The organism is Pseudomonas sp. MRSN 12121, assembly GCF_000931465.1.
Classification (GTDB): Bacteria; Pseudomonadota; Gammaproteobacteria; order Pseudomonadales; family Pseudomonadaceae; genus Aquipseudomonas.
Genome location: NZ_CP010892.1, coordinates 2350314 through 2365143 on the forward strand (window position 1 = coordinate 2350314; position 14830 = coordinate 2365143).

General features: G+C 59.5%; 24 protein-coding genes and 1 tRNA gene. 7 read left to right on the top strand and 18 right to left on the bottom strand.

Annotated features, from left to right (window positions below; genetic code table 11):
- The first annotated feature begins 1 nt into the window (after position 1).
- The 3 genes from ihfA (at position 2) to TO66_RS10795 (ending at position 808) form a co-directional block, all read left to right on the top strand.
- The gene (gene ihfA, locus TO66_RS10785; RefSeq protein ID WP_002553164.1) at positions 2–304 is read left to right on the top strand and encodes an integration host factor subunit alpha; all 303 of its coding nucleotides are present in this window, start codon (positions 2–4) and stop codon (positions 302–304) included.
- Positions 285–641, top strand: a complete 357-nt coding sequence (locus tag TO66_RS10790) for a MerR family transcriptional regulator (RefSeq protein WP_044462311.1) — start codon at positions 285–287, stop codon at positions 639–641. The genes ihfA and TO66_RS10790 overlap by 20 nt, the downstream gene beginning before the upstream one ends.
- 90 nt (positions 642–731) lie before the next feature.
- A tRNA-Pro gene (locus TO66_RS10795) sits at positions 732–808 on the top strand.
- 88 nt (positions 809–896) lie between these two features.
- On the opposite strand, the gene TO66_RS10800 is transcribed toward TO66_RS10795, so the two are convergent.
- The 7 genes from TO66_RS10800 to TO66_RS10830 form a co-directional block, all read right to left on the bottom strand.
- The gene (locus TO66_RS10800) at positions 897–2009 is read right to left on the bottom strand and encodes a phage integrase Arm DNA-binding domain-containing protein (protein ID WP_044462312.1); all 1113 of its coding nucleotides are present in this window, start codon (positions 2007–2009) and stop codon (positions 897–899) included.
- Positions 2009–2221, bottom strand: a complete 213-nt coding sequence (locus TO66_RS10805; protein ID WP_044462313.1) for a hypothetical protein — start codon at positions 2219–2221, stop codon at positions 2009–2011. The genes TO66_RS10800 and TO66_RS10805 overlap by 1 nt, the downstream gene beginning before the upstream one ends.
- A gap of 18 nt (positions 2222–2239) precedes the next feature.
- Positions 2240–2443 (bottom strand): hypothetical protein, encoded by a 204-nt coding sequence (locus TO66_RS10810; RefSeq protein WP_044462314.1) that lies wholly within the window; start codon positions 2441–2443, stop codon positions 2240–2242.
- Positions 2444–3037: 594 nt separating this feature from the next.
- The gene (locus TO66_RS32015; protein WP_052506106.1) at positions 3038–3355 is read right to left on the bottom strand and encodes a hypothetical protein; all 318 of its coding nucleotides are present in this window, start codon (positions 3353–3355) and stop codon (positions 3038–3040) included.
- Positions 3352–3621: a hypothetical protein gene (locus tag TO66_RS10820; RefSeq protein WP_044462315.1), complete on the bottom strand. Its 270-nt coding sequence runs from the start codon at positions 3619–3621 to the stop codon at positions 3352–3354. Before TO66_RS10820 ends, TO66_RS32015 begins: the two co-directional genes overlap by 4 nt.
- Complete coding sequence (locus TO66_RS10825) at positions 3618–3983, bottom strand: HNH endonuclease (protein ID WP_044462316.1); 366 nt, start codon at positions 3981–3983, stop codon at positions 3618–3620. Before TO66_RS10825 ends, TO66_RS10820 begins: the two co-directional genes overlap by 4 nt.
- Positions 3984–4339: 356 nt before the next feature.
- Positions 4340–4612: a hypothetical protein gene (locus TO66_RS10830; protein ID WP_044462317.1), complete on the bottom strand. Its 273-nt coding sequence runs from the start codon at positions 4610–4612 to the stop codon at positions 4340–4342.
- Positions 4613–4682: 70 nt separating this feature from the next.
- Here TO66_RS10830 and TO66_RS10835 point away from each other — a divergent pair, with 70 nt between their 5' ends.
- On the top strand, positions 4683–4919 hold the full coding sequence (locus TO66_RS10835; RefSeq protein ID WP_044462318.1) for a hypothetical protein: 237 nt from the start codon (positions 4683–4685) through the stop codon (positions 4917–4919).
- Here TO66_RS10835 and TO66_RS10840 read toward each other — a convergent pair.
- The 9 genes from TO66_RS10840 to TO66_RS10875 all read right to left on the bottom strand — a co-directional run bounded on the left by TO66_RS10840 (position 4911) and on the right by TO66_RS10875 (position 9870).
- Positions 4911–5102, bottom strand: a complete 192-nt coding sequence (locus tag TO66_RS10840) for a hypothetical protein (RefSeq protein WP_044462319.1) — start codon at positions 5100–5102, stop codon at positions 4911–4913. The genes TO66_RS10835 and TO66_RS10840 overlap by 9 nt on opposite strands.
- Before the next feature lie 229 nt (positions 5103–5331).
- Positions 5332–6327, bottom strand: coding sequence for an RNA-directed DNA polymerase (locus tag TO66_RS10845; protein WP_256243226.1), 996 nt, complete (start codon positions 6325–6327; stop codon positions 5332–5334).
- Between the two features lie 374 nt (positions 6328–6701).
- On the bottom strand, positions 6702–7061 hold the full coding sequence (locus TO66_RS10850; protein WP_044462320.1) for a four helix bundle protein: 360 nt from the start codon (positions 7059–7061) through the stop codon (positions 6702–6704).
- A 57-nt stretch (positions 7062–7118) separates the two neighbouring features.
- Positions 7119–7706 (bottom strand): hypothetical protein, encoded by a 588-nt coding sequence (locus tag TO66_RS10855; RefSeq protein WP_044462321.1) that lies wholly within the window; start codon positions 7704–7706, stop codon positions 7119–7121.
- A 119-nt stretch (positions 7707–7825) separates the two neighbouring features.
- Positions 7826–8302: a hypothetical protein gene (locus TO66_RS10860; protein ID WP_044462322.1), complete on the bottom strand. Its 477-nt coding sequence runs from the start codon at positions 8300–8302 to the stop codon at positions 7826–7828.
- A gap of 60 nt (positions 8303–8362) precedes the next feature.
- On the bottom strand, positions 8363–8659 hold the full coding sequence (locus TO66_RS10865) for a hypothetical protein (protein ID WP_052506107.1): 297 nt from the start codon (positions 8657–8659) through the stop codon (positions 8363–8365).
- A gap of 11 nt (positions 8660–8670) precedes the next feature.
- Positions 8671–8955: a hypothetical protein gene (locus TO66_RS10870; protein ID WP_044462324.1), complete on the bottom strand. Its 285-nt coding sequence runs from the start codon at positions 8953–8955 to the stop codon at positions 8671–8673.
- A gap of 346 nt (positions 8956–9301) precedes the next feature.
- Positions 9302–9463, bottom strand: coding sequence for a hypothetical protein (locus TO66_RS33635; RefSeq protein WP_177330395.1), 162 nt, complete (start codon positions 9461–9463; stop codon positions 9302–9304).
- Positions 9464–9486: 23 nt separating this feature from the next.
- Positions 9487–9870 carry a response regulator transcription factor gene (locus tag TO66_RS10875; RefSeq protein WP_044462325.1) on the bottom strand — a complete coding sequence of 128 codons (384 nt, stop codon included), beginning with the start codon at positions 9868–9870 and terminating at the stop codon, positions 9487–9489.
- 502 nt (positions 9871–10372) lie between these two features.
- On the opposite strand from TO66_RS10875, the gene TO66_RS10880 reads away from it, so the two are divergent.
- Positions 10373–10687: a DUF1654 domain-containing protein gene (locus tag TO66_RS10880; RefSeq protein ID WP_044465999.1), complete on the top strand. Its 315-nt coding sequence runs from the start codon at positions 10373–10375 to the stop codon at positions 10685–10687.
- A 51-nt stretch (positions 10688–10738) separates the two neighbouring features.
- On the opposite strand, the gene TO66_RS10885 is transcribed toward TO66_RS10880, so the two are convergent.
- Together TO66_RS10885 and TO66_RS33640 are read right to left on the bottom strand one after the other, a co-directional pair.
- Positions 10739–11593 carry a LexA family transcriptional regulator gene (locus tag TO66_RS10885; RefSeq protein WP_044462326.1) on the bottom strand — a complete coding sequence of 285 codons (855 nt, stop codon included), beginning with the start codon at positions 11591–11593 and terminating at the stop codon, positions 10739–10741.
- Between the two features lie 621 nt (positions 11594–12214).
- Positions 12215–12430: a hypothetical protein gene (locus TO66_RS33640; RefSeq protein WP_052506108.1), complete on the bottom strand. Its 216-nt coding sequence runs from the start codon at positions 12428–12430 to the stop codon at positions 12215–12217.
- A gap of 196 nt (positions 12431–12626) precedes the next feature.
- Here TO66_RS33640 and TO66_RS10905 point away from each other — a divergent pair, with 196 nt between their 5' ends.
- Both TO66_RS10905 and dnaB read left to right on the top strand, forming a co-directional pair.
- Positions 12627–13328 (top strand): helix-turn-helix domain-containing protein, encoded by a 702-nt coding sequence (locus tag TO66_RS10905; RefSeq protein ID WP_256243230.1) that lies wholly within the window; start codon positions 12627–12629, stop codon positions 13326–13328.
- A complete protein-coding gene (gene dnaB, locus TO66_RS10910; RefSeq protein WP_044462330.1) occupies positions 13321–14703 on the top strand; it encodes a replicative DNA helicase in 1383 nt (460 codons plus the stop codon). Before TO66_RS10905 ends, dnaB begins: the two co-directional genes overlap by 8 nt.
- Positions 14704–14830 lie beyond the last annotated feature (127 nt).

Below are 14830 nucleotides of genomic sequence, written 5' to 3' on the forward strand. Positions count from 1 at the left end.
TATGGGGGCTCTGACGAAAGCTGAAATGGCCGAACGTCTCTACGAAGAGCTAGGCCTGAACAAACGCGAGGCCAAGGAATTGGTCGAGCTGTTTTTTGAGGAAATCAGGCACGCTCTCGAAGATAACGAACAGGTCAAATTGTCCGGTTTCGGTAACTTCGATCTTCGCGATAAACGCCAGCGTCCTGGCCGTAATCCGAAGACGGGTGAGGAAATCCCGATCACGGCACGCCGTGTGGTCACCTTTCGTCCAGGGCAGAAGTTGAAGGCCCGAGTTGAGGCTTATGCTGGAACCAAGTCATAACGACGAGCTCCCGGTCATCCCGGGCAAGCGCTACTTCACCATCGGCGAAGTCAGCGAGCTCTGTGCGGTCAAACCGCATGTGCTGCGTTATTGGGAGCAGGAGTTTCCTCAGCTCAACCCCGTCAAGCGCCGCGGAAATCGCCGGTATTATCAGCGCCAGGATGTGCTGATGATCCGGCAGATCCGCGCGCTGCTTTATGATCAGGGGTTCACCATTGGTGGCGCGCGCCTGCGTCTTTCCGGGGATGAGGCCAAAGACGACACCACCCAGTACAAGCAATTGATCCGTCAGATGATCTCCGAATTGGAGGATGTCCTGATGGTTCTCAAGAAATAATTTCGGCTTTTAAAATACTTCCAAATTTCAAAAGCTTGCGATATATTCTTGATCGCTTCGTTAAGAAGCGAACCCAGTAACACGCCTAGTCGGGGCGTAGCGCAGTCCGGTAGCGCACTAGCATGGGGTGCTAGGGGTCGAGTGTTCGAATCACTCCGTCCCGACCATATTCCTGAGTAAAATCAGACACTTAAGCCGATCAGCCTGATCGGCTTTTTTGTGCCCGCGCAAAACCTGCGCAAAGAATGCGCAAAACTACCCGGTGATTTCGCTGATATTCAGGTCGGGGATTGCCTCCGACCAGACGATTTCAGCGTGGTCTCGTTGGTAGTTTTTGGTCATTGCTTCGCTTGCGTGACCGGCAATTTTCTGCCCATCTTTTCCGGCCTTCTGATACAGGTGCAGCGACAGCGCCCTGACCTCGTGAAAGCCCGGCATCTCTTCTTCCTTCCACCCTGCGTAGCACCCGGCGGCCTCACGGGCCTCCTTGAACGCACGCGTCAAATACCGCTCTTCAACCTTTGTCCAGTGATCCTTGGTCTGCGCCTGCTTCTGCTTCAGGCGATCAGGCTTACGATGCACCAGGTAGGGGGAGGCGATGTTGTCCCGGCATCGAGCGATAACGGCCTGCAGCTCATCGGTGATCAGAAAGCGAATCCAAGCTGCGTCAGTGGCCTTGGCCGTCTTCTTTTGCACCAGGTACAGGTATCCATCGCGAGCCCCGTCGAACCGCATGTCCAGGATGTCAGTCCGCCTCTGTGCTGTGATCAGGGCCAGGTCGATCGCATTCTTCAGCCAGTTGGGCGCCTTCTCGCGGATGGCCTTCAGGCCCTCTACGGTGTGGCGCTTGCGCTGCTTCTTCTCGATCCGGTTGATCGTGTTGGCGGCCGGGTTGTCAGGGCAAAGCCCCTTGGATGCGGCATGATTGAAGATGTCCACCAGCAAGGCTCGGCATTGATTCGCCGTGCGTGGGGTCAACTCGTCCAGCTGAGTGGCGATCATGCGGGTGGTGACCTGGTCTACAGTCTTGCCTGCAAACCACTTCCTGAACCGGCGGAAGTGCACTGCGTACAGCCCGAGGGTGCCTTTCGCTAGCTCCCTCGGCGGCAGCACATCCGCTTCGTACTTGTCGAGGAAACCCTCGAAGCTATCGCCTGGGCTGCCAATTACAGCGCTAATCAGGTCTGCGCCCCGCATAAATTCGAGGTTCAACTGTTTCGCGGCGTCAATGGCCTTCAGGCGATCCGAGCCGAAGGGGAAAAACTTCCCGTCGGAGGGCCGCCGGTAGCGATATGTGCCGCGCCGCGCGTCGAAGTACAGGTTCTGCGGAAGGCTCTTATTCGCGGCTTTGCGCGGCCGTGGCGCCATTACGCAGCTCCTTTCAATACCATCGAGACGAGATCATTGCCGCCCGACTTTGTGAGCGCGGCCCAATCAACGTACCAAAGCTTGCCAATCTGCTCGCCTGGGATTTTGCCGTTGCGGATGTAGTTGCGGATTGCCTGGGGGCAGGGTGGTGTTCCATTCTCCCCCCAGCGCCGGCGCTGAAACTCGCTGATCTTGATCAGTTCTTTACTCATTGGATATTTCCTCGCGGCTCAGGGCCTGGCCCGCTGGATGATGTAAACGACGCAGCTGGCGACTGCGGCAAGCCACAGCATCGAACCAGCGAACGCGGCGATGAGGGCGGCATCGGTCCCGCTTTCCCACATTGCCGGGACTGCGTAGAAGAACCAGAGCAGGGTGATCAGCAAGTAAGCCAGCAGGCCGACCAGGATCTCGAATAGCTTTTTTGCAGACATGGGGATTCCTCGGCCGCCATCTCCGGCAGGCCTTCAGGTTTATTCAGAATTGTCTTCGGGACAGGCGGCTCGGCTCTGGATAGAGTTGGTATCGCTCGCCCGGCCAGGTGTGTTTACGATGGATTGCTGAACGGCCAACAGCTGGTCAGGGTGGGCGCCAGTTCAGATTTAGGGCTAGGGCGCTTCGGAAATGTCTCGCAGACATTAGCGCTACAGGCCTTTATTGTTTCTGTGTTCGCCCAGTCCGTTGTCCTGGCTATCCGTCGACTGCAACGCGGGCTGTGGCGAACTCCTCAGGCTCTAGCCTTCGCCCAGCGACGCACATACAGTTCGCAACCGCTCGTTAGGCATACGCCATTGGCCATGCCAAGATGCGTTTTCGGCGTACTGCAGCCGCAGTGACATTGCGGTTTGCGCCCTGGTCGACTTGGCCGCAACTCTATGTACCGGATGTGCTCTGGAAGGCCACCAACCTGGCCCCAGCCATCCATGCCGCCGCGCATTGCAGCGGACCGAGCAGCTGGAGACATCGAGTTGAGATCGCTCATCGCTTCGGCCCCCTGTAGATGAGCCAGGCCATGTAGGCGAGGGCGATCATGGCTGCACCCTGCCGATCTCGGCGGCGGCCCGAACAATTGCCCGTCGAACCCCGAATTCATCCAGGGCCTCAACGGTAACGGTTGAGTCGGGGTTTCCTTTGGGTTCGCACATGACACTGTCGGTGGCGGGGCATGGGCTGATTTCGATGGCCAGCTTCACTGCCAAGCGCAACGCATCGCCATCGTCTTCCAGCGGATTCCATTGCGTGTATTCGAATCCGCCATCAAAGGTTATGGACTCAGTCGGCAGATCGAAAACACCACAGATGGCCTTTGCGGCCAGAAAGAGCAGGTCGTTGTCGGTCAGTTTCACATCGAATACCTCTCGTCGTTCCAGGCCGGAGCGCCGGCCGCGGGTGTTGGTCCGTCTTCTTGTTCGTGGGGTGACAGCTGTCGGCGGGTGTCGGCGCTGAGTTGGCTGTCGGGGATGCAGAAGATCGATGCGCCCTGGTAGACCTTGTAGAGATAGCAAGTCACCCCGCGCATGTCGTCATGCACTACGCGGACGCTACTATCGATCAGTTCTTCGGCGCCGGCGCCGGTGGCCAGCAGCAGGAGGCAGAGGGCGAGGCGGGTCATAGTTGGCTCACCTTTTCGAAGTGGAAGACGACCTCGGCCCCCGTTTCGGCGATCAAGCCGTAGGCCTTGGCCAGGCGGTAGATGGGGTGGTACTGGTTGAGGCTGTTGACGTGGCCGGCCAGCCAGCGGCGCCAGTCTTCAAGCTGCATACGGTGCTTGCTCAGGTTGCACGGCACGCAGGCGGGCATCATGTTGGCCAGGTTGTGGTTCTGCAGCTGCTCAGCCACCCGCTCATCAGGCAGGCGAATCACCGGCTCGAAGTGGTCGGCGTGCCAGACTTGGCCCAGGTCGTTGCCGCAGTATGCGCAGCGGCCGCCGTATTTCAGGCGGACCAGCTCGCGCTCGGTTTTCTTCAGGCGCACAGGTGCTCCTTGGCCGCCATATCGCGGCAGCAGGCAAAAAAGTTAAGGTTCTGGTGACTTTAATTGGTGGCGGGGTGTCCACCGGTCACGAGGAGTGCTTCGCTCCTCATTAGTGGCGGTGGATCACATGAGCTCAATTAGCAGAGATCAACAGTTTCTGGCGTACGAACTGCTTCGAAACCTCGATACCTACACTTCTCAAACTATGAGTAAGGTTGTGTATGGTGTGACGTCCTCCTCCACCTGGCGCTCGGATTGCGACAAGCACCGACGCGTCTTTGAAGAATGGATGGATTTTGCTGCAACGATGCATCTGCCCAAGCCGTCGGACGCAGACTGATCGCCGCTTGCCCGATTCAGTACTCAACCTCTCCCGCATCCCGTTCGGCCAGCTTGGCGCGCAGGGTGTCGCGCTCTTGCTCCAGCTCGTCGATCCGGTCCATGGCCTGATCGACGACCTTCTGCGCTTCGTGCACGTCGATCCATCTGCCCAGGGCCTTGTCCTCGAACTTCTGGATAGAGTTGCCCGAGGGGGAAAGGAGGAAGGCGTACCGCGGAATTGCGTTCAGTTTGTCCCAGAATTCACGCCCTGGGCGCTGCGTGCTGCTGGTTTTATTTTCTGTGGGCATGGTGAGTCCTTGCCGGGCTGGCCCTGGCGGTTAGGTGCTACGATTGCGCCTTTCCTGGTGGGGTAGGCAGATGACGCGGCACGATATTTACGATGAAATCGATGGTTTTCAGGTCTGGAACTACATGGAGTGCGACAGGGACGAGGATGGCCGGGAGACGGCCTGGCGCATCAATGTCGAGATCAAGCGCAGCGGCGAGGTCGTGGTGCCGGTTGTTGCGGGTGATCGAACCTACGCTGACCGCGGCCTGGCTCAGGTTGCCGGGCGCGAGCTGGGAGCGAAGCTGATTGCTGAGCGGTTAGCGTGACATCTCCTTGGCTCGCTTCTTCGACCAAGCCAGCACGTCAAGCACAACGCTTTTGCTGAACATGCTGCGCTGGCGGTAGTAGTCGACAGCATCGCGACTCACGATGAAGCAGACCGATTCCTTGAATTTCAGCTTGCGCAGCTCGTCGTGGACATTCTTCACGATGAACTCATGAGGGGTCATAAGGCCACCCATTCGTTCTTGGCGTTGTAGTGGCCGTGCCAGTTGCCGAGCTTGAATGTCAGGGTTCCGGGCGTACACAACCAGGCCCTGCTGATGGGGCCGCTAGTAAGCTGGTAGCTCCTTTTCAGCGCTCGAAGAACGCGCCGGCGAATGCGAGGGCGAGACAGATCAATCCGCTTGATGCGGAGGGGGGGGGGGTAGACATGGCATTGCCTCCGGGGCAGATGGGTTACGACTTTTTGAAGGTTTTGGTCAGCGCTGCGTTGACACTGTTGCCGCGCTTCAGCACGACCCGGGCCAGTGCGGCCCGGTCCTTTTGGCTATGGCTGGCCTGGCCAAGCAGGCCGAAGTAGCTGTTTGCCGTTTCGCGCAGATCTTCGGCCGGCGCCGCCGCGGTTCGCTTCAGCGCCTGGGCGACTGATCGTTTCCGTGTTGTTCGTCGCCATGGCTTGATGACGTGCCCGACAAAGTCCACGCCGCGATCGATGGGCTGGAGAATGGTCTTGCTAGGGTTGAGCTTGGCGCCAAGGCTTGGCAGGAATGCTTCGACCCGGGCCAGCCACTCGTTCAACTTCTGCGGCGATTCGTGCAGGAAGACGAAGTCGTCGACGTAGCGGATGTAGTGTCGAGCCTTCAGCGTGTGTTTGGCGAACTGGTCCAGGGCGTCCAGGTACACGTTCGCGAAGAACTGCGACGATAGGTTGCCGATCGGTAGCCCCAGGTACGCTGGCTGCGCAGTGAGCCGCTTGTGCTGCGGCACCCGGTTGAACAAGTGGGCCGGGCTGCGCGTCTCGTAGTTATCCCTGGGATCGTGCATCAGCACCTGGAGGGCCAGTTGCAGCCACCAGGGCTCGCTGATCCGGTCGGTCAGCTGTCGAGCCAGAACGCGCTTGTCGATGGCGACGAAGAAGTTTGCGAGGTCGCACTTCAGGTAAAAGCCCGGTCGTAACCAGTTCTGCGTCTGGCTACGAATCTTCGATTCAAGACGCTTTGCGGCGTACAGCGTGCCGCGGCCTGGGATGCAAGCGCAGCTGTCCGCAATGAAAGTGCGCTCGATGGCCGGCCCGATGTGGTTGTACAGCAGGTGATGAACTATGCGGTCGCGGAAGTCGGCGGCCCATACTTCCCGGGCCTTTGGTCTTGTCACGACGAAGCAGATAGAGCGGCCTGGCCGGTAAGTGCCGGCGATCAGGTCGTCGTAAAGTTCCAGTAAGTTGATCTCCATGTCCTGCTCGTATCGCCGAGCGCTTGCGGTGTTCCGCTTGCGTCGTCGGCAATCGTAGTAGGCCTGGACGAGATCCTCGAACTGGAAGGGAGCAACACTCGAATCTGCGGACAGGACGCACGAGCCGCTCGTTGTTCTTGTCGTTGTTGTTGAGCCAGCCATTCTCAAAGTCCATGTTGTAGGCGTTGTTGGCTGAGTACTGCGACCTGCCGTGCTATCTACGTCGCTCTGCCGAAGGCGATGCCGATCAGCAGAGAAACTGCGCGAGACCAGCCCGAACGCTTTAGATCGGCGGTATCTCTGATGCGCATGGCGGTGTCCAACTGGACAGCGGCACGACCAGATTCAGCGCACAGGCAGGAGGGCCGTGACCCTCATGCAACGGGCGCGGTTGCGATTGCGGATTTCTTCCAGGCATTGGCCTGTCGGCCGACGGAGGCCGTGAGCTTCATTGCTTTGGCGTGCTGCCCTTTGCTGATCAAGCCCTTGTTCGTCAGGACGCGGAGCAGGTAGTTGAGCACCCAAACGCTTTCCAGAAGGAGGTTCAGGTGAGGCAGCTTCTCCCGCGCCATGTTGGCCCGGCCAATCAGCACCAGGACCTGTAGGCATTCGTCCCGGATTTTTGACCCGACAACCTGTTTCAGATCGCGAGGGATGTTCCTGACTAGGTCGAGCGCAAGTCCGAGCAGTTCTTCTGCCGTTCCGTGGATTTCCAGTTCCGTGTGCAGGGCCATCCTGGCCTCCTCGAAAAGCGAGGGCGCCAAGGCGCCCAGGAATGAATCATTGAATGATCAGAAGTACTTTCTGCGGACAGGACGCACGAGCCGCTCGAGGCCCTTGCCGCCGTGGCTGAGCCAGCCATGCTCAAAGTCCATGATGCAGGCGCCGTAGGCTGAGTACTGCGAACTGGTCCAGTGCCAGGGCTTGCTGAACAGGTGCGGCACCGTGATTTCGAGATGGGTCGCCTCACGCCTGGCCATTAGATAGAAGTCACTGTGTCCATCGCGTTCGAAGTTGGCGCAGAACTGGGCGGCAGGGTGGTCATGCTCTCGGTTGCTGCTTGCCAGGTAAGCGGTGTTGGCCTGCCCATCCCAGGGGGATTTTGCGCCATCGAGTTCTTGGCCGTAGCCGCCCCACTCAAGGTCTGCCTCGACATCTTCGCCCGTTGGCACGATCAGGTAATAGGGGCGGTCGCCGCCCTGGAACAGGCCGCCGTTGACGCCGCCTTCGCCGGGCCAGTATTCGCCGATTGCCGGGATGCCAGATGGCGCCGCTGCCGGCTTCGCGGAAACGCTCAGTTCGGTCAGCACTTGCAGCGCTAGTGCGGCATCCGGAGTGGTCAACATGGTTTCGCCTTTGCTTACGGTGATCAGTTGCATGGGATGCTCCTACGCGTGGAATAGGGTGCAGGCGGCCGGCGCTTCCCGGCGCGCTTCTGGTCTGATCGTCATCCTGACGAACCCGGAATCGCCTGCAAAAAAAGGATTGAAGAAGCGAATTACTGGATGGGAAGGCTGCGGACAGGACGCACGAGCCGCTCGGTGCTCTTGGCGTAGAGGCTGAGCCAGCCATGCTCAAAGTCCATGAGGTAGGCGCCGTGGGCTGAGGACTGCGTGCTGAGCCAGTGGAAGCGATCATCGCGCAGGGTGACCAGGCCGTCGGCCTTAGCCGCCATCAGCAGTTGGCCTTCCAGGCAGGAAGGGATATGCGCTCCCAGCCCCAGGGCCTTGATAGCGATCTCGCTGCCAGCTTCGGCCATGGCGCGGGTGTTCGCCTCGCCGTCGCTGTAGCTGTCCGCCCCGGCGATCTTCGCGCCGTACTTACCCCATTCTCCGTTCAACTCGTTGTCGAGCAGCACCAGGGCGCGCTCCTCGCCGTTGAGCCAGTAGCGCGTGACGAAGGTGCCGCCGGCCAGTGGCTGGCCTCGCTCGGGAAGATCCGCGGCGGCGATTACTTGCTGGGTCGTTTGAGTCATTGTGTTTCTCCAGGGTATGCGCCGCCCTCCGGTGACCGGATGCGCAGCGTTGGGTAGGGGTTATGCGTGGTTGATGGTGATGCTGTTTTCCTGGGCGATCATCTGCACCCGCTTCGGCCTCATCGACATCGCTGCGCCGATCTGCTTGGCGTTGAGGCCGTTCTCGGCATGCCTTCGAACTTCTGGGGCAAGTCGCGCCCGCTCGATCCGCAGGCGCTCCTGATGCCCTTTCGCGCCGTAGTCCATCGTTTCACCGCTGACGCCTTGGGTTATCTGCTGTGCCACGCCGCCGCGGCTGAAGAACTGGTCCAGCTTGCGGTTCAGGTCGTCGATGATGCTGTCCCGCGGATGCGGCATTGGTTCCCCAATCATTTCACCCGGCCCTCGATATCGACCTTTGCGCCGTCGGCGCGCGACTCCAGCTCCTGGGCCAGGTTGATCGCCGCCTTCCAGCTGAAGCGGAACCCCTTCACTTTTCCGGTTGACCGCTCGATCACGTGGTAGGCATTCGAGCCCTTGGTCACGACCTGGAAGCGGACTTTGCTGGCCGGCGCCTCCTTGCCGATCATGGCGTAGAACTCGGCAGTGGCCGCGGTGGCGCGAATGTGAAGTGCGATATTGCCGTCGATACGAGCTTGCATTGCAGGGTGCATGGCTTATCCCTCGGTAGTGGGGTTGCGTTCACTCGTCAGCACTCTGGCTGCCTGCCGGTTGCCGTTGGGCGCAGGGGAGAGTGCTGGCGAGTAAAGGCAGGCGTAAAAAAGCCCGATCGCTGACCGGGCTTTTCTGTTGCTCACGGGTACCACCCTACGCGAGCGTTGATGCCTTCATTGGGAAGGGCTTTCAGGCTGGGCTACTTCATCATGGTGACTTCCTCTTGGGTGCGCCGCTGGAAGTGGCGGGCGCTCGCCGATCGCAAGGTGATGCAGGGGGCCGGCTCTGCCGGTGTGTGCTCATCCGCATCCCAAAGCCCGCTCCACGAACGGGCAGAGGTGATGCTCAGGCGACTTCAAGCAGGGCGATGGCGGTGCGGTAGCGCGCGGCGTTTTTGCGGTTGTTTTCGGCGCCTTCCAGGTCGCCCTCGGCCTCTTGGATCGGCGCGTTGGTTTCGGCGGTGGTGGCGAACCGGTCCAGATCGGCAATTGCGGCTTCGTGTTCCATGGAGTGTTCCTCTGGGTTGTGAATCAAGAAAGAAGATCGGGCGCCTCGGCGCGCCGGACGATGCGCACTTGTGCTGTTCGGCGCTCCGGCACACGACGATCACGCCGCATTGAGTTGTCGTCGAACATCGAGTGCATGGCGATCAGCGCCGCCAGGAAGACGCACATCGGCGAAATGATCTGGCGGCGCATGGCCTCGGCCACCAGTGCGGTGCGCCGCGTCACGCCGAGCTTGAACATCGCATTGGAGATACGCTTGACCACCGTGCCCGGCGCGATGCCAGCCTCCTTGGCGATCTCCTTTGCGGTGAAGCCCTGGGCAACCCAGAGCAGGAACTGAAGTTCTCGCGGTGCAAGGCCGCGTCCGAGGTGACCCTTCCATGCGCCGCTGTTGAGTGTGGCTTCCATCGTTGTGACTCCCGGTTGTTTTCCCGCTGCCACCGATGCGGTGGCAGAAGTGAAAAGATCCGTGTTGCCGGCCGGCGATCAGCTACTGGCTACGTTCTCGACGGCCTATTTCGTGACAATCAGTGCACCACACCACCGGTATCCGGGTGACGTAGTTCGCTGATTGCGGTCCCACCAGGATCCGAGGTCGATACTGCAACGCTTAGGGAGGCTCCTGCCTATGAGCGTGCTAGCTACCTTTCCCACCAGGTGGTGTGTTGCGCTGGCTGTTAAAGAGCGGCGGTCCTGTTGAGGCCCTTCGCAGTGGATGCGTCTGGCTGCGATGGGCTGAATATGAACTACAGGTTCACATTGCGTCAAGTACCAAAAGTACATATTTTTTTTGAAGACTCACAGATCGGCAATTTGAGGGATCTCCGTAATGGGATTTACGAAGAACAAAAGGTTCGCTATGCTCGCCTCAAAATTACTGTATGAATGTACAGGTATTGGAGGGGGGTTTATGGCGCAGCAGAGCAAAAAGAACGACTCAGGAATCAAGCCGATGAATCCCATGGAGCGGCTTGTGCTGCGCGTGTCATCGATGATCAACCACCCGATTGCCCAAGAGCGGCGGGAGGTGAGGATTCATCGGCTTGATACGGACGGGGAGAGGGAGTGGTCGGAGATTCTTGGCGCGCTATCAGAGGCGGACGGCATCGACATGACATTTCACGATGAAGACGAGTCAATCACGCTGCGCTGGGAGCCCTCTGTAGATGAAGAGCGCGTGGTAGTCGTAGAGGACGAGCCGACTCTGGAGACGGCGCCTTTCTGACGCACATAAAAAAGCCCGCTTAGATGGCGGGCTTCTGAATCTACGGCCAGATCAAACCAGGTTCGCGTTCCACACCAGCAGAACGCGGGCCTGGATATAGGTTTCATCAACAAAAATATCCTCGGCCTTGTGCTTCCGATTGTCGGAGATCATCTTAAATTTGTCCTTTCCCTTCATCTGTAGGCGCTTGATGTACTGGAAGCCCTGGTACGAGAAGAAGTAAATCCCGTCACCGATGAATTCCTTGATACTGATGTCGACCAGAAGGGGGTCGCCATGCTTCATGGTCGGCGCCATCGACTGGCCCCAGCCCGTGATGATCTTCAGGTGATAGTGCTCTTTGAACTCGACGCCCATCGCCTTGAGCTGCGAAGGACTGACGCGCACATCCTGAAGCAGCTCAGGGTAGTCGTGATTGACTTCGCCGCCGCCCATGGCTCCGCGGATGTCGTAGTGAGCGATCCATACTTCGTCGCCTACCTTTCCGGGCCTGTAGGCGTCATTCACCAGAGCACCGCCGACTGACTCGAGTTCGTCGCCATTGGCAGCCGCCAGCAATTTCCTCCGCAGCTCGTCCGGCAGGCCTTTGCCCGCCAGCATCTCGCGAACTTTATCGGCCGCCGTGGTTGCAGATTCTTGCGCGCCAGGGCTCACCGAAAGATCAGGACCCTCGCCGGAAGCATGCTGCAACCACTCGATCCTCACTCCGAGAAATGAGGCAATTGCCTGCATCTTGGCGGGCCCCGGGATTGACTCACCGTTCAGCCATTTGCTCGCAGCCTTGGGCGTGACCTTGGCAATTTCAGCCAGGCGAGCGCCGGCCCCCCACTGATCAATGCCTTTTGCGGCAACTGACTTCTTGAGGCGGGAGGCAAACGCAGCGCGTATCTCTTCGATTTGAACCATAGGTTCAATATCGCATGCCCTTGCATGTACTTTCAGTTCCGACATAACATGTACTGCAAGTTCATATTTTCGCCTGGAGGCCACATGAGCCCGCTTAAGAAATCAATCAAAGACGCCGGCGGCGTTCCAGTGGTTGCCAGGGCATGCGGCAAGAGCCCGCGAGCCGTTTACAAGTGGCTGACTGCCGAATGCTTGCCGCGCACTGAGTACACCGGTGAGACCCGTTACGCCGAGCGTATCGCGGCACTGGCATCAGCCAATGGAAAGCCTTTCGAGCCTTCCTGGCTTCTGTCTGAAGCCCCCCCAAGAAATCGGTCCCCTGACGAGACGAATTATGCGTGACCTGGCTTTGCGCCAGTAGAGACGTGAATTAGCTGTGAATTTAACCAGTAGGAGAGCGAAGAGGTGGGAATAGAGATGGTTGCAGACAGCTTGTTGGTCGCCTGCGGAGCTTTTGGTTTTTCTGCCTTCTGTTTCGTGGCTGGTTATGTCGCTGGCGGATCGAAGCGCGAGGGATCCGTAACCTTTCCTCTGGCGCACGTCAGCTTTGATCATTCGGCCAGCGATATAGACCGCTTGAAGCTTTTGGATGAGGCGCGCGCCGCCGTTCTGGATGGACGCTTAAGCCAAGCCAAGAACCTTAAGAATTACCGCGCCACCAATCAAGCCAGCAAGCCAGGGGATCCCCTTGAAGAGTGATTTCTTGTGCTTTTCCCAGAATGCGCGCATCGGCGGCCGATCAACTTGTAGCCAAGGTAATGGCTCATCAACGACCCGCCATTCGTCATCCCAGTGCTTGACCTTCCAGCGCGCCAGCAGCGCCTTGATTTTTTTCATGTCCGGTCTCCGTGACCTTTTCGTGTGGAAGCAAAAAGCTACCACGGATGCGCCGGACACCCATAACGCCTGAGTCGCAGGCATAAAAAAACCGCCTGGCAGGGCGGTCTTCTGAAACAACAACGAGGTCGATTATGCATTCCTCAATCGATGCACGCAATACGTCACGGCCTGGCTTTCCTTTCGGAGCGCATCAATGAGCACCATCATCATGACTGCATGCTGGGCGCTCCAGGGCATGAGCCCCGCGCAGAAAGCGGTTCTTATCTCCCTTGCCGACAATGCCAACGACGACGGCGTTTGCTGGCCTTCCATCGCGACTATTGGGGCGCGCACCTGCCTTTCGGAGCGAGCTGTGCGCAACGCACTGCGCTGGCTTGAAGAAGTGCAATTACTGACAAGCCATCAGCGCTTCGGCCGTTCGACCTGGTACACCCTGACCCCGGCAGCATATGCCCCCGGCACGATATGCCCCCCGGCACCAGATGCCCCATCACCCCGGCAGGAAATGCCCCCCACCCCGGCACCAGGTGCCCCCAGAACCGTAAAGGAACCATCAATTGAACCGTCACCTGATGGCGATCGCGTTTCGCGTTCGCCGTCCTGCCCGGTTCAGGACATCGTCGAGTTGTTCAACCGATTGCTCACTCCAGCCCTCCCAGCCGTCGTGTTGGTGTCGGAGGTGCGCAAGAAACAACTCAAGGCCCGGTGGAACCAGAGCGATGTTCACCAGAGCCTGGAATTCTGGGCTGACTACTTCGCCTCGGTTGCCAAGTCGGATTTCCTGATGGGGCGCCTTGCCGGCAAGTTCGGTGGCGCGCCATTCCGCGCGACCTTCGACTGGCTGATTGCCCCGACCAACTTCGTGAAGGTGGTGGAGGGCAACTACCATGCGTGAGCCCTACAGCCTCGAAGCCGAACACGGCCTGCTGGGCGCGATGCTGCAGCGCCCCGAACTGATCGACACCTTGTCGGACGACCTGTCGCCGGAGTCGTTCTACTTCGCCGAGAACGCCGAGGTGTTCCGCGGAATCATGGCGCTGCGCGCTGCCGGCAAGGCGGTGGATATGCTGACCGTGGCCGATCACATCGGCATGCTCGACAACGGCGACCGCGCCCTGGGCCACTGCGCTGCGCTGGTGAACAATACGCCGAGTGTTGCCAGTGCAGGAACCTACGCCGGGATTGTGCGAGAGCGTGCAGTGGAGCGCGCCCTGTACGACCTGAGCGATCGCACGCTGGAGATTGTGCAGGGTGGTGGCGACATCCAGGAAAAAATCGCCGCGGTGCAGGCGGCGGCGATGGCGATCGACTCGGGCACCGATGGCGAGGAGATTGTGAAAGCCGGTGATCTCATGGCCGAACAGCTCGAGGTCTGGCAAGAGCGCCACGACCGTCTGATGCGCGGTGAAACCCTGATCGGCCTTTCGACGGGCCTGGCGGATCTCGATGAGAAAACCGGCGGCCTGCAGCCAGAGCAACTGATCATCGTGGCCGGTCGTCCAGCAATGGGCAAAACCACCCTGGCTATGGGCTTCGTTCTGGATGCCGTGGTGCGCCAGAAGAAGTCGGGGTTGGTCATCAGCCTGGAGATGAGCAAAGGCGCGCTGATGGATCGAGCCGTAGCAGCCACGGGCAAGGTCCCGCTCAGCTTGATCAAAGACGGCTCAGCCTGCCAATCGCATGGCGCCGAACTCTGCGCTGCGGCCGGGAAGATCCAGCACGCAAATCTCTTCATTGCTGATCGCGCCGCGGCCTCTGTTGGGCGCATACGTTCGCTGGCTCGCCGGCACAAGCTGCGTTACGGCCTCGACATCCTGATGATCGATTACCTGCAGCTCATGGATGGCGTCGGCGGCAATCGCACAGAAGAAGTGAGCAGCATCAGTCGTGGCTGCAAACTGCTTGCTCGCGAACTCGGCATTCCGGTCGTGCTGCTGAGCCAGCTGTCGCGGGAGTGCGAGAAGCGCCCCAACAAGCGCCCCGTGAACTCCGACCTGCGGGAGTCCGGCGCTATCGAGCAGGACGCCGACGTGATCATGTTCGTCTACCGCGACGAGGTCTATCACGAGAACAGCGAATTCAAGGGCGTGGCCGAGATCATCATCGGCAAGGGGCGGGACATTGAGACCGGCACCGTGCGCGCCGCTTTCCTGGGGCAGTACAACCGCTTCGAAAACCTATCTGCGAGCTGGCAGCCGCCGGTTAAAACGAGCTCCCCTCCGGAGAGGTCGCTCGCGTCTCGCTATGCCCACAAAGGGGTCCCCGCATGACTGACCCAATGCACCTACAGCCATGCCTGGCTGAATACCGTTACGCCCTCTACTGCCGCTCAGACCTGTTCGGACTGTGCGAATCACCCCAGCCGCCAGTGGCGATCTATCGCGAGGAAGGTCTTGC